The organism is Sphingomonas sp. 28-62-20, from assembly GCF_002281505.1.
Genome location: NZ_NCGH01000012.1, coordinates 61,456 through 74,488 on the forward strand (window position 1 = coordinate 61,456; position 13,033 = coordinate 74,488).

Annotated in this window: 12 protein-coding genes; 6 read left to right on the plus strand and 6 right to left on the minus strand. The window is 61.1% G+C overall.

From position 1 onward, the window contains the following. Positions 1 to 4: 4 nt before the first annotated feature. Positions 5 to 694: an NnrU family protein gene (locus B7Y43_RS11975; protein WP_374131954.1), complete on the minus strand. Its 690-nt coding sequence runs from the start codon at positions 692 to 694 to the stop codon at positions 5 to 7. 40 nt (positions 695 to 734) lie between these two features. Next, complete coding sequence (locus B7Y43_RS11980; protein ID WP_374131888.1) at positions 735 to 2,543, minus strand: peptide MFS transporter; 1,809 nt, start codon at positions 2,541 to 2,543, stop codon at positions 735 to 737. Positions 2,544 to 2,670: 127 nt separating this feature from the next. Here B7Y43_RS11980 and B7Y43_RS11985 point away from each other — a divergent pair, with 127 nt between their 5' ends. Next, positions 2,671 to 3,249: a nitroreductase gene (locus B7Y43_RS11985; RefSeq protein WP_374131889.1), complete on the plus strand. Its 579-nt coding sequence runs from the start codon at positions 2,671 to 2,673 to the stop codon at positions 3,247 to 3,249. A 38-nt stretch (positions 3,250 to 3,287) separates the two neighbouring features. After that, entirely contained in the window at positions 3,288 to 3,644 is a 357-nt protein-coding gene (locus B7Y43_RS11990) for a GntR family transcriptional regulator (RefSeq protein ID WP_374131890.1), read from the plus strand. Positions 3,645 to 3,918: 274 nt separating this feature from the next. Here B7Y43_RS11990 and B7Y43_RS11995 read toward each other — a convergent pair whose 3' ends face one another. Continuing rightward, positions 3,919 to 4,071, minus strand: coding sequence for a hypothetical protein (locus B7Y43_RS11995; protein WP_374131891.1), 153 nt, complete (start codon positions 4,069 to 4,071; stop codon positions 3,919 to 3,921). 152 nt (positions 4,072 to 4,223) lie between these two features. Here B7Y43_RS11995 and B7Y43_RS12000 point away from each other — a divergent pair, with 152 nt between their 5' ends. Both B7Y43_RS12000 and lgt read left to right on the plus strand, forming a co-directional pair. Continuing rightward, positions 4,224 to 5,765 (plus strand): tyrosine-type recombinase/integrase, encoded by a 1,542-nt coding sequence (locus B7Y43_RS12000; protein ID WP_374131892.1) that lies wholly within the window; start codon positions 4,224 to 4,226, stop codon positions 5,763 to 5,765. Positions 5,766 to 5,949: 184 nt separating this feature from the next. Next, positions 5,950 to 6,789, plus strand: a complete 840-nt coding sequence (gene lgt, locus B7Y43_RS12005; RefSeq protein WP_374131893.1) for a prolipoprotein diacylglyceryl transferase — start codon at positions 5,950 to 5,952, stop codon at positions 6,787 to 6,789. Between the two features lie 61 nt (positions 6,790 to 6,850). Here lgt and cydX read toward each other — a convergent pair whose 3' ends face one another. From cydX to B7Y43_RS12020, 3 genes are read right to left on the minus strand one after another with little or no spacing between them, the layout of a single operon-like run. Next, positions 6,851 to 6,967, minus strand: coding sequence for a cytochrome bd-I oxidase subunit CydX (gene cydX, locus B7Y43_RS12010; RefSeq protein WP_209516841.1), 117 nt, complete (start codon positions 6,965 to 6,967; stop codon positions 6,851 to 6,853). 24 nt (positions 6,968 to 6,991) lie between these two features. Continuing rightward, complete coding sequence (cydB, locus tag B7Y43_RS12015; RefSeq protein WP_374131894.1) at positions 6,992 to 8,134, minus strand: cytochrome d ubiquinol oxidase subunit II; 1,143 nt, start codon at positions 8,132 to 8,134, stop codon at positions 6,992 to 6,994. Positions 8,135 to 8,160: 26 nt separating this feature from the next. After that, the gene (locus B7Y43_RS12020) at positions 8,161 to 9,750 is read right to left on the minus strand and encodes a cytochrome ubiquinol oxidase subunit I (RefSeq protein WP_374131895.1); all 1,590 of its coding nucleotides are present in this window, start codon (positions 9,748 to 9,750) and stop codon (positions 8,161 to 8,163) included. A 113-nt stretch (positions 9,751 to 9,863) separates the two neighbouring features. Between B7Y43_RS12020 and B7Y43_RS12025 the strand changes: the two genes are divergently transcribed. Then, positions 9,864 to 11,375, plus strand: a complete 1,512-nt coding sequence (locus B7Y43_RS12025) for an ABC transporter ATP-binding protein/permease (protein WP_374131896.1) — start codon at positions 9,864 to 9,866, stop codon at positions 11,373 to 11,375. Further along, complete coding sequence (locus B7Y43_RS12030) at positions 11,372 to 12,976, plus strand: amino acid ABC transporter ATP-binding/permease protein (protein ID WP_374131897.1); 1,605 nt, start codon at positions 11,372 to 11,374, stop codon at positions 12,974 to 12,976. Before B7Y43_RS12025 ends, B7Y43_RS12030 begins: the two co-directional genes overlap by 4 nt. Positions 12,977 to 13,033 lie beyond the last annotated feature (57 nt).

A 13,033-nucleotide genomic window follows, 5' to 3' on the forward strand; every position in this document is an offset into this window, starting at 1 on the left:
CGGATCAACCCACCCAGCGCCAGATGCCAGCGGCAATCCCGGCCATCGGGATATGCGCCCAGGTCGCCGCCAGCCAGATTACCAGCCCGCCGGCAATGTCATGCGGGCGGAAGCCGCCAAAGCTGGCCTTGCCCGCAGCAATCGCGGCGAATGGCCAATATCCGGTGCGCTGTTCCCAGACATGCCAGACTTCGGGCACCAGCGCGCGCTTCTTGGCATCCTGCAGCGCGGCACCGACCAGGGCGAGCGTCGCAATGGCCCCAGCGAGAATCAGGTTCGCCGCTACCGGGAAAACAAGCACATGCGCCAGGCTCCATAGCGCAAAAGACCACATCATTGGGTGGCGCGTGATCGCAAACACGCCCCGCGCCTTGGCGGGCGCTGCGGCCACCGGTCCGGGCAGCGCGGGATTGCCGATCAGCGATCCCATTAGCAACAGACTCGCCAACAACATGATCACGGTCGCGATGACCCAAAGCGCATCGCCGACATCCCACAAGGGCGGCGTGATCGGCGCTGCCTTATAGGCATTGGCCATCCACCCCAAAGTCGCAAAGGCAACCAGCGCATAAATGATGGTGAAGCCACCATTACCCGCCGCCTTGACGAGCGGCGCGCGCAAGGGATGCGACAGCAGGAAATGGCTGCCCACAAAGCTCGTCGCCGCCACCGCGACCGTCATCGTTGCATCCATCATCTTGGCTCCCCTGCCTTGTGCAGGAGAGCCTAGACGATCACTGGACGCCGTGCATCCACTTCTTGAGCGGAAAGGACAGCAGCAGCAGCAGCACACCCAGCGCGATCGAGATCTCGGCGATGGTCGTGAACACGCCAACATAGGTGTCGAGGCTGACCTTCAAATTGGTCACTTGCCCGCCCACCGTTTCAACACTGGCGAATTGGGCGACGATGCCCGCGACATATTGTGCGACCGCGATCGACAGGAACCACACGCCCATCATCATGCCGACGATCCGTGCGATCGACAATTTGGTGACCATCGATAGCCCGACTGGCGAGATACAAAGCTCGGCAATCGAATGGACCAGATACAGCCCCGCCAGCCACCACAAGCCAACCTTGTAATCCGGCCCGGCAAATTGCGACCCCCACACCAGCACCAGAAACCCGACGCCAACCCCCATCAGGGCGATGCCGAACTTTATCGGAATGGTCGGCTCGATCCCGCGCTTGGCCATGCCGTTCCACATGATGCTGAACACCGGCGCGAGCAGCACAATGAACAGCGCGTTGAAGAACTGCGTCTGCCCGGCTGAAATCGAGAACCAGCCAAACACCGACAAATCCGTGTTGCGATCGGCAAACAGCGTCAGCGACGATCCGGCTTGTTCGAACAATGTCCAGAACACGGTGTTGAAGGTGATCAGCACCATCGCCGCCAGCATCATCTGGAATTCCTGCTTCGATCCATTGAAGAAGGACCAGATCAAAATACCCGGCACGCTGATCAGAAAGGTCCCGAACATGATCTTGCCCATGACCGGCAGACCCAGAAAATAACCGACGATCCCCGACCCTTCAGCCGGCGGGACATAATTCATCAGGTTGGTGAACAGGAACCACACCACCGGTATTGCCAGCATCGCACCGATATAGATGAACCAGTCGCGATTGGCCGGTGCGTCAGCCGGTCGATCGCCAATGCCATCAAGCTTGCCGCCATCGAACTGGATCAGGCACCAGGAAACGATCATGCCGGCTGCCGCCAGCGCAAAGCCTGCCCACCAGCCAAGCCCACCCCAGCTGCCCATGCCGACCGCGAGCAGCGGGCACAGAATTTGCGAAAACAGCGAACCGAGGTTGATCCCCATATAGAATATCGTGAAGCCAGCATCGCGACGCCGATCGCCCTGGGCATAAAGCGCGCCAACCATCGTCGAGATATTGGGCTTGAAAAAGCCATTGCCGATCGTGACCAGCGCCAGGCCGATTAGCAGCAGAAACACCGATAGCGGCGCGCGCTCGCCACCCGCTTCGAAACCGCCCGCCGCGACACGGCGTACTTCCTTGCCGTCGCCACCCAGCAACGACACGGTCTTGTCGTCATTGCCTTTGATCAGCAATTGCTGATTGCCATCGATCACGAACTGGCGGCGCGCTTCGCCGGTGCCCTGGACCTTCACCTCATAACGCTGGCCGTCGATGGTCGCGAAGGGTTTGGCAGGCTGGCCGCCAAAGCACAGCGTCAGATAGCCGAGCGACATCATGATCGCGCCGAACTTCACCGACCGTTTCGAGCCAAGGAACCGATCAGCCATCAGCCCGCCAATCAACGGCGTCAGATAAACAAGCGCGGTGAAGCCGCCATAAATGCCGGTTGTCGTCGTATCGCTGAACAGGAAGTGCTGCGCCAGATACAGCGTCAGCAGCGCGCGCATGCCATAATAGCCGAAACGCTCCATCGCTTCGGTTGAAAATAGCCGGGCCAGCTGGCGCGGATGGCCAAACCAGGTTTCGCCGCTGGCCGAATTCACATGGCTGATATCCGGTTCCCGGGGGGAATCGGCGGTCGGGCTTTCCATATTACGCTCCCTGATACTGGCAGGCCACTCGAACGGCGGCGGTTGCGGCGGGAGACTAGCGGCAAAACATGGCCTGTAAACAGGCAGCAGTTGGCGGCAGGGGCCGACATCGGTACAGCCTGCCGCCATGTTCAACGATCGCACCACCCCTTTGACGCTGCTGGCCACCCGCCGATCGGGCCGCCCGCGCGAGATGACCGCGCCCGGCCCCGATGCCGCCCAGCTGGCAGCGATGCTCGCCATTGCGACGCGCACCCCCGATCATGGCAAGCTCACCCCCTGGCGCTTCGTCATCGTGCCAACCGAGACGCGGTCCGCCTTGTCGGCGCTGATCACCACTGCCTATCGCGCCGAGCGGCCCCAGGCAGCACGGCTCGAAATCGAGGCAATGGAGGCATTTGCCACCCAGGCCCCAGCGCTGGTGGTGGTACTCGCCAGCCCGCGGGCGGACAGCAAAATTCCGCTCTGGGAACAGGAACTATCGGCAGGGGCCGCCTGTATGAACCTGCTCCACGCCGCCCATGCCCACGGCTTTGTCGGCGGCTGGCTGACCGGCTGGCCAGCCTATGCAGACGCGGTGCGCGATGCTTTTGGGGCCGCCCATGAACGCATTGCCGGCTTTATCTTCATCGGGTCGCCAGCGCGCGACCTGGAAGAACGCCCCCGTCCCGATCCGGACAATATCGTCTCGACCTGGGCACCATAGGGACTAGACGACTCGGGCGATTGCTGTATTAAGGCAGCATGACAGCGCTCAACAGCGAAGACAGCCCGGTTTACATCAAGCTGCGGGGCACGATTGCAGCAGCGATCCTGCGCGGCGATTTCCGCGCCGGTGATCAGCTGCCCTCTGTGCGCGCGCTTGCTGCCGAACATGGCGCCAATCCGCTGACGGTGGCCAAGGCCTATCAGAGCTTTCAGGACGACGGCTATGTCGAGGTGCGGCGCGGCGTCGGCATGTTTGTGCTGGCAGGCGCGGCCGAAAAACTGCGCATCGCCGAACGCGACCATTTCATGACGAGCAGCTGGCCGCGGATCCGCGACCATATCAAACTGCTCGGCATTGACGCCGCCGATCTGGTCGAACGCGAGCGCGCCTGAGCGTTTCACCGCGCTGATTGCGGGCGCACGATTGCTGGCCTGGCTGTGCCGTTCGGGTCGAGCCTGATGGGTTCTGAAGTTCCCACGCCCTTAACCGCATCGTCACAGACCAACAGCCAGCACGCCGCACCTCAGGGTCCCCCGGTTTCTCATCGGGTCGGAGGGTGTGTATGCGGCGGTCTTGGCTGCGGCAGCAGCAAAGTCGATCGGTGCCCGCCAGCCAAGAGATGCGGGAGGACAGGGCTCGTGATAGTCCCTCCGCCAAGGCGCAATCCTAGCTCGGGATGCTGCGGTCGAACCATTGCTGCGCCGAATCTAATCGAAATTGCGCTAAGGCTGACCCGTTCACGACAATGCGCAAACCGCGCTTGTCTATTTCCCCAAAAATATCGGGAAAAATGGTGCTGCCGGTGAGGATTGAACTCACGACCTCAGCCTTACCAAGCGACCTTTTAACCTATCCGGTTGTATCCGATTCTGCGATTATCGCTGCTTTACATTGACTTAGGCCGACATCGATACGATCCTGCACGCCATGACTTGTTTCCAACTGTTTCCTATGGGTTTCCGATGGGGAGCTTGGAAACAACCCTGGCGAAAGCGAATTTGATTATGGCGGATCGTTCCGTGCGCATCAATAAACGACTAATCGACAGCATTAAACCGACCGGCAAGGATCGGCTGATCCGTGACGCAGATTTGTTGGGCTTTGGTGCTCGCGTCTCGGCGCTCGGGCTGATCACCTATGTCTTCCAATATCGCTTCGAAGGCAGGCAGCGCCGGTACAAGATTGGTACGCACGGATCCCCATGGACACCGGAAATGGCCCGACTGGAGGCAAAACGGTTAGTCGGCCTTGTTGCCGAAGGAATCGACCCGCAGCAGACGAAATTCGATGAACGCGCGGAACTTTCGGTCGCCGAGCTCTGCGATCTTTATCTGGCGGAGGGGCTGCTGACGCGAAAGGAGTCCTCTATCTCAGCCGCGCGATCTGACATCGAGCATCACGTCAAACCACTGCTCGGGCTTCGCCGCGTTTCGTCATTGAGCCGAGCCGACCTGGAAGGACTGTTGCGCGATGTCGCTGCGGGCAAAACGGCCAAGACAGTCAAGCAGGGCAAACGGCGGCTGGCGCGCGTGCGTGGTGGCAAGGGCGCTGCAAACAGTACGCTGACGACCTTAAGTGCCGCGCTGGGTTTCGCGGTATCGCGGGGCCTTCGAGCGAACAATCCAGCGATCGGCATTCGCAAATATCCGAGCAAGAAGATCGAACGCTTTCTGTCTCCGGCGGAGCTCGCTCGATTGGGCCAGGTACTCGCAAGTGCATCATCGTTAGGCGTCGAGAGCCCATTCGCGCTCGCCGCGATCCGGATTCTCATGCTCACCGGATGCCGCAAGAATGAAATCCTGACCCTCAAGCGTGCGCATGTCGATCATTATCACCGCTGCCTCCGCCTGCCAGACAGCAAGACTGGTTCAAAGATTGTCCATCTTGGCATGGCCGCTATGCGGGCGATCGAGGCCATTCCTGAGGTCGCTGGCAATCCATACCTCTTGCCGGGCAAGGCGGATGGCACCCACGTGACCGATTTGCAGGCGTGCTGGGAACGGATTCGCGCCGCTGCCGGATTGGATGATGTCCGGATTCACGATTTGCGACACAGCTTCGCCTCGGTCGGGGCAGCCTCCGGCGACAGTATGCTGATCATCGGCGCGTTGCTCGGGCATAGCAGTCCTAAAACGACTGCACGGTATACCCACCTGTCCGACCATCCGCTGAAGTCGGCCGCCGACCGTATAGCCGACGCAATCGCCAGTTTTCTCGACCCGGACGAGCTTCAGCCCGGAAGCGCCGCAGAAATACGGGCGCAAACATCGCCATCGGAGCACAACCTGTCGCTTAGCCCGGTCTTAGGCTCAGTGATCATGGCGAAATGGCTCGACACTCGGGCAGCTGCTGCTCGGATCGGCTTTAGCGTGGGTACGATGCAGACGTACCGCTGGATGGGCACAGGGCCGACTTTTCGTAAAATCGGGCGGCGCGTCGTATATGCAACCGAAGAATTGGACGCTTGGGTAGCCGCGCAGGCTTCAGCGGCGTCGGAAAACCTGGCCGCTTGATCAGCTAAACCCAAGCGCCGATCTTCCCGCCGTTTTTCGCTCCATAAACTGTGGTTCGCGATCATCCGTTGCGTGGCTAGGGCAAGGTGTGGACTTCGGGCAGGCACAAAGGTTGGTTTAGTCCCGTCAAGAGAATACCCGCGGTTGATTGTCGGGAAACCCTGATCGATCAGAATCGGACATCATGCGTCATATTCAGTTTGCCAACCTTGGCCTTCATCCTGTTGCACTGTCCCTCGGAACGTTCGACCTTCGCTGGTACTCACTAGCCTATATCGTCGGCATACTTGGCGGCTGGTGGTATCTCTTGCGCATGCTGACACGATCCGGCGCTCCAATGAGCCGGACGCAGGTTGATGATTTGACCTTCTACGCAACTATCGGGGTAATTTTGGGCGGAAGGCTCGGTTATGTCATTTTCTACGGCCCCGAAATGTTGCTCGATCCCTTGCGAATCTTCAAACTTTGGGATGGCGGCATGTCGTTCCACGGCGGTGCCATAGGGGTCTCACTGGCGCTGATCGTGTTCGCCCGACGACACCGCCTGGATTGGCTCCGCGTTCACGACTATGTTGCTTGCACGGTGCCAATCGGCTTGTTCTTTGGCCGCCTTGCCAACTTCGTAAACGGAGAGTTGTGGGGTAAACCTGCCGACGTGCCCTGGGCGATCATCTTCCCTGGTAGCCATGACGGGATCGCTCGCCACCCCAGTCAGCTCTATGAGGCTGGTTTGGAAGGACTGGCGCTCTTCGCCGTCCTCGCCGGACTTTTCTGGTTCACCGGATCGAGGCGCAGACCTGGTATGCTCGTTGGCGTTTTCCTGGTCGGATACGGCTTGGCACGTTTCACGGTGGAGTTTTTCCGCGAACCTGATGCCCAGCTGATCGGCTTTGCCGCTCGGACCGGCTTGCATATGGGCCAGTGGCTGACACTGCCGATGTTCGTCGCCGGCGCTTATTTGATCATATCGGCGGCCGGCCGCGCCACCCGGACGAGCACGTCGCGAACCGCTATACCAAGATGATCGGACCATCATCGCGCCTCGGATAAACATAATCTGCATCGCAGAATGCGATCGCAGCATTTCAGTCGACAACCGTCCGATCACTTGCGGGGTCGACATGAAATTCGTGCCAAACGCCGTTCAACACAGCCACCCCAACGGCAAGGCCAAGCCCCAGTATCCAAGCAAAATACCACATTTGGTGAATCCTTCTTCGCGGCGATCAATAGTAATCGGGGTTGAAACGTACCTGCTCCGTCGTCACCCGCCCGAACATCACCCGATAGACCCATGCAGTGTAGGCAAGGACGACGGGCAGGAAGATCACGGTGACGATCAGCATGATGAACAAGGTCAGATGACTCGACGACGCGTTCCATGCCGTCAGGCTCGATGCGGGATCGATTGAGCTAGGCAGGATGAATGGGAACATCGAGAGCCCAACCGTGGAAATGATCCCGATATTGGCGAGCGACGACCCTACGAACACCAGAGCGTTACGTCGGCCGTTGATGCCGAGAAATGCCAGTACGGGCCCGACCAGCCCGAGCACTGGCGCTGCCAACATCCACGGCTGCGCCGTGAAATTGTCGAGCCAGGCCCCCGGTGCGGCGACCGCTTTGATCAGATGCGGGTTGGACGGTCCATTCGCGTCGACGATCCCTTCGAGCCGATAGCCCATGCCGCTCCAGGCAACGAATGCCCCACCGGCGATAAAGAGTAGAATCGCGAGCACTGCAGCGACACGGCCATAATTACGCGCACGATCGAGGACCGGTCCTGACTCGAGCTTGAGGCTTAGCCAACCAGCACCGTGCAGCACCAGCATCGCCACCGACAACACACCGGTCAGCAGGCTGAACGGGGTGAACAGGCCCAGCAGGCCGCCTTCATAAAAGGACCGCAAATCTCCATCCAGCCTGAACGGCGCACCGAGCAGGACGTTGCCAACCGCCACCCCGAATACCAGCGCCGGCACGAAGCCACCAACAAACAACGCCCAGTCCCAGCGGTTCCGCCACTTCGGGTCGTCATGCTTGGAGCGATATTTGAAGCCCACCGGCCGCAAGATCAGTGCGGCGAGCACTAGGAACATGGCAAGGTAGAAGCCCGAAAAGCTGACCGCGTACACCAACGGCCATGCGGCAAAGATCGCGCCACCGCCGAGGATGAACCATACTTGGTTTCCCTCCCAGGTCGCTCCGATCGTGTTGATCACCAGACGGCGCTCTTCGTCGTTGCGCCCAACAAAAGGAAGCAAAGCGGCGGCCCCCAGGTCAAAGCCATCGGTGAGCGCAAAACCGATCAGCAGGACGCCCATCAGCGCCCACCAAATGACCCGCATCGTTTCATAATCAAGCGGCATGGTCTGTCTCCGGTTCGATCAGGCGGTCATTCTGCGGGCACGGCGAAGGCCGGGCTCGGTTCGGGCTTGGGGGGCACAGCGTCGTGGCGCGGTTGCCACGGCGTGTAGGTTTCCGGGCCCTTCTTGATCATCGCAAGCATGAGTCGAACCTCGATCACTGCCAGCGTGCCATAGAGCAGGGTGAACCCGATGATCGTCGTCCAGATCGCGGGAACGCTCAGGCTCGAGGCGCCGAGGAATGTCGGCAAAACGCCGTCCACCGCCCAGGGCTGGCGCCCGATTTCTGCAACAAGCCAGCCAATTTCTGCCGCGATCCAAGGGAGCGGCATGATGAGAACCGCCAGCCGCAGGAACCACTTGCGGTCAAACTTGCGCGTGTTGGCGAAGTAGATCGCCGCGCCAAAAAAGGCGATGAAGAAGAAGCCAAGCCCCGCCATGCCGCGGAACAGCCAGAACAGCGCCGGGACATTGGGAACGGTCGACCAAGCAGCCTTGTCGATCATGGCCGCATCGGCTTTGCGCGGATCAGCAACGTAGCGCTTCAGGAGCATCGCATATCCCAAATCAGTCTTGTTGTGCTCGAACGCCGCGCGCGCTGCCACATCCTTCGGATTGAGTTTGAGGCGCTCAACGGCATCATAAGCAGGCAGACCGTTCACGATATGCTGCCGAGCATCGGCGACGAGAGGGTAAATTCCTTCGACCTGACCCGTTAGACTGCGCGTACCGATTAGTCCCAGCACATAGGGAATCTTGACTGCGTAGAGCGTCTCGCGCCCTTGGTTTGACGGCATGCCGAAAACGGTGATCCCGGCGGGAGCGGGTTCGGTATGCCATTCAGCCTCGATTGCCGCGAGTTTCATTTTCTGGTTATCGGTAAGTGCGTAGCCGCTCTCGTCGCCCAACACGACAACTGAAAGTGACGACGCGAGCCCGAAGGCAGCCGCTACCACGAAGCTGCGCTTGGCGAGTTCGAGATGCTTGCCCTTCAGTAGATAGTAAGCCGATACGCCGAGGACGAAGACCGACGCAGTGACATAACCCGCGCTGACGGTGTGGACGAACTTGGCCTGTGCAACGGGATTGAACAGCACGGCGGCAAAGTCAGTCACCTCCATGCGCATCGTCATCGGGTTGAACACAGAGCCGACCGGATGCTGCATCCAGCCATTGGCGATCAGAATCCATAGCGCCGAGAGGTTGGAGCCGAGCGCCACCATGAAAGTGGTGAGAAGGTGCTGCCGCTTGGTCAGCCGATCCCAACCGAAGAACATGACGCCAACGAACGTGGCTTCCAGGAAGAAAGCCATCAGCCCCTCGATCGCGAGCGGTGCACCGAAAATGTCGCCGACATATTGCGAGTAATAGGACCAGTTGGTGCCAAACTCGAACTCCATCGTCAGCCCGGTCGCGACGCCGAGCACGAAGTTGATTCCGAACAGCTTGGCCCAGAAGCGCGTGACGTCGCGCCAGATCGGGCGGTCCGTCATCACATAGACGCTTTCCATGATGACCAGGATGAACGACAGCCCCAGCGTCAACGGCACGAACAGGAAGTGATACATCGCGGTGAGTGCGAACTGGAGCCTCGACAGCTCGACGACGGCCATGTCCATATGCAAATCCTTCGTTTCGGTCGTCCAGTGCGTTTGAGGTGGAATCACCCTTGGCGCTTCGATGAGTATCAATTACTCAATACGGCATGATGAGTAAACAAAAAATAGCGGGCATGGCTTGGTTGACCGATCTGGTTGGCGCAGCGCTGTTCGCTTGGGGGATCGCTGACGCCATCGCCAAGCTTGCGGTAGGCATGGCGCTGCCGTCCGTCGCACTGATGGCGATGGTGGCGGGCGGTATTGTTCGCGCTGGAGCAGTCCTGCTCGTCCATGCACTAGCGATTCAGGGTGCGCAGGCGACATCAACTGCCTTGCGCGGCTTGATTCTCCGCCGCCTGCTGACTGTGCAGTTGCCCGCCGCGCCAATGACCGGCCAGGCCGCCGTGCTCGCGATCGATCACCCCGAGACCATCGCGCAATATGAAGCGCGGTTCGTGCCTGCACGCATGGCGGCTACTGCTGCGCCACTCGTCGTCCTCGTCATCGTGGCCTTTGCGAGCTTGGTCGCTGCCGGGATATTGTTGGTGACCTTGATCCCCTTCGCATTCGGCATGATCCTGGCTGGCTCGATGGCCCGGGGCGCTTCGGAACGCCAGTTGGCGGCGCTCGGGCACTTGTCGGGACTGTTCGTCGATCGGGTGCGGACGCTACCGATCGTTCGTCATTTCGGGGCAGAGGAGCGGATCGCCCGTCAGGTCGCCGCCGCAACGCGCGATGTCGCCGATCGCACGATCATCGTGCTGCGTGCCGCATTCCTGTCGAGTGCGGTGATGGAGTTCTTCTCGGCGCTCTCTGTCGCGCTGGTCGCGGTCTATTGCGGCTTCAGTCTGCTCGGCCTGCTGCCATTCCCCAACCCTGAGGCGCTCACGCTGCGGGAAGCCTTTTTCGCGCTCGCGATGGCGCCTGAATTTTACCTGCCGATGCGGCGTCTGGCCGCCGCCTATCATGAGAAGCAGCTTGGCGAGGCGGCGCGCTCTGAGCTCCGCCCGATCATCGAGATCGAGCCCCTAGCTCCTTCCAAAGCGCCCTATCAGTCCGTCACCGTAATCCAGCTGACGATCGAATGGCCGGGGCGGCGGATTGGTCCTGTCGATCTGGTGATCGGCAAGACCGGGATGGTCGCGCTGACCGGGATAACGGGAAGCGGCAAGACGAGCATGCTCGCCGCCATCGCCGGGCAGATCGCTCCCTCGAATGGCACCGTCACGCCAATCGCTCCCGATGACATCGCTTGGGCGGCGCAGCGCCCGCTGATTGTGCCCGGCACGCTCCGTGACAATCTCGCGCTCGCAAGGCCTGGGGCAGGCGATGCCGACATTCTGATGGTCGCTGAACGGGTTGGCCTGATGCCGTTGATTGTATCGCGCCCGGACGGCCTCGATCTCCAGTTTGACCACCGAGGTTCGGGCCTTTCGGGCGGCGAACGACGCCGCATTGGGCTGGCGCGCGCGATTCTCTCGGCTCGACCGCTGCTGCTCTGTGACGAACCCACCGCCGATCTCGATGCCAAGAGTGCGGAAGCCATCATTGCCCTGCTCCGCGACCTGGCGCAGCACCACGCCATCATTGTGGCGACCCATGATGCCCGGTTGATCGCCGTCGCCGATGCCGAAGTACAGCTATGAGCCGTTCGCCGATTCCCGTCACGTTCGGCCTTGGAGAGCGCGTCACGCTAAGATGGGCGACGGTCTGTGCCCTGCTCGCCGGCCTTTCATCGATCTTATTGCTGGCGCTGTCGGGCTGGTTCCTGACCGCGGCGGCAATCGCAGGGGCCGCCGGCACCGCAGCCGTGCTGGCCTTCAACTATCTTCTCCCCAGCGCGGCGATCCGTGGCCTGGCCATTATGCGGACCGGCAGCCGCTATGGCGAACGTCTGCTCGCGCACCGCGCCGCAATGCTGGGCATGGCGACGCTGCGGGCGCAATTATTCAACAAACTCGCGGCGCAGGACAGCCGAGCCGCGATCGATATCTCTGGTGGCGACGCGAGCGGGCGATTGATCGGCGACATTGCTGCGCTCGAGGATCTGATCATCCGGCGTCCGACGCGGCCTGCGAGCCTTATCGCCGTGCTATTCGCGGTCGGGATTACTTTCTTTGCTGGTTGGGCTTCTGCGCTGGCACTGGCACTGATGCTCGGCGCCTTACCGTTTCTGCTAGCGATCATCGCCCGCCGCGTTACTGCCGATCCTGCACGCGACGCCGCCGACGCGGTTGGCGAACTGCGGACTCGTTTCGTGGATTTCGTTGCCGCGCGGCCAGAAATCATCGCCTATGGGCTGGCCGATCGCGTCCTGGCCGACCTCGAGGCCCAAGCCGTGCGTCTCGACCATGCCCGCGCGCGCCTGTTTCGCGGCGAGGGGCTTATCGCGGCACTGATGGCAGGATATGGCGCGCTTAGCGCCTCGCTGGTCCTCGCGCTTGCGGTGGGACAGGCAGCCGAAATCGCGCTCGCACTTCTCGCCGCAACTGCATCGGTCGAGGCGATGGCCGCCTTTGCCCGAACCGCCTTCCGCGAGGCGAGCGTCAACGAGTCGCTGGCGCGGTTATCGGACCTGACCGCATTGCCCGAGGGCGCGAAGGTTCCAACAGCGCTCGAGGCCGCCGCCATGACCTTTGCGGTGGGACCTACCCGGCTTAAGCCAGCCTCGCGCGTTGCGATCACGGGCGTTTCGGGTTCAGGCAAGACGCGCTTGGTCGAAGCGCTGGCGGGGCTGCGGCCCGCCATTCATGGAATCATGATCGATGACATGCCCATCGCCGATTGTGCCGCCGAGCGGCTGCGCCAATACTTCGCGCTGTCCCCGCAGGATGCCACGCTGATCGCTGGCACGATTGCCGACAATCTGCGCCTCGCTCGACCGAAAGTGACAGAGCAGCAGATGCACGATGCACTGGCGACCGCGTGCCTCGCCGATCGTATCGCGGCGATGCCCGAGGGACTGGAGACGCGGATCGGGGAAGATGGTGGCACCCTCTCCGGCGGCGAGCGCAAGCGGCTGTCGCTGGCGCGCGCACTGCTTGCCGGTCGACCTTGGCTGATTCTCGACGAACCAACCGAAGGACTCGACGCAGCGACCGAGGCCGAACTGATTGCGCGGCTGGATGCATGGTTTCGGACAACAGGGACGGGGCTTATTCTGGTATCCCACCGCCCGGGCCCACTGATGCTCATCACACAGCAGATTGCAATCGGCACAATCACTCCAACCGCCGATGTATCATAAATACGATTACGTTAAATGATATATCGAATTTGCTGAGGCCCAGGGATCGGCGTATGG

Coding starts and splice junctions, on each gene's coding strand:
- B7Y43_RS11975 (WP_374131954.1), bottom strand. CDS start 694: ATGGATGCAACGATGACGGTCGCGGTGGCGGCGACGAGCTTTGTGGGC.
- B7Y43_RS11980 (WP_374131888.1), bottom strand. CDS start 2,543: ATGGAAAGCCCGACCGCCGATTCCCCCCGGGAACCGGATATCAGCCAT.
- B7Y43_RS11985 (WP_374131889.1), top strand. CDS start 2,671: ATGTTCAACGATCGCACCACCCCTTTGACGCTGCTGGCCACCCGCCGA.
- B7Y43_RS11990 (WP_374131890.1), top strand. CDS start 3,288: ATGACAGCGCTCAACAGCGAAGACAGCCCGGTTTACATCAAGCTGCGG.
- lgt (WP_374131893.1), top strand. CDS start 5,950: ATGCGTCATATTCAGTTTGCCAACCTTGGCCTTCATCCTGTTGCACTG.
- cydX (WP_209516841.1), bottom strand. CDS start 6,967: ATGTGGTATTTTGCTTGGATACTGGGGCTTGGCCTTGCCGTTGGGGTG.
- cydB (WP_374131894.1), bottom strand. CDS start 8,134: ATGCCGCTTGATTATGAAACGATGCGGGTCATTTGGTGGGCGCTGATG.
- B7Y43_RS12020 (WP_374131895.1), bottom strand. CDS start 9,750: ATGGACATGGCCGTCGTCGAGCTGTCGAGGCTCCAGTTCGCACTCACC.
- B7Y43_RS12025 (WP_374131896.1), top strand. CDS start 9,864: ATGGCTTGGTTGACCGATCTGGTTGGCGCAGCGCTGTTCGCTTGGGGG.
- B7Y43_RS12030 (WP_374131897.1), top strand. CDS start 11,372: ATGAGCCGTTCGCCGATTCCCGTCACGTTCGGCCTTGGAGAGCGCGTC.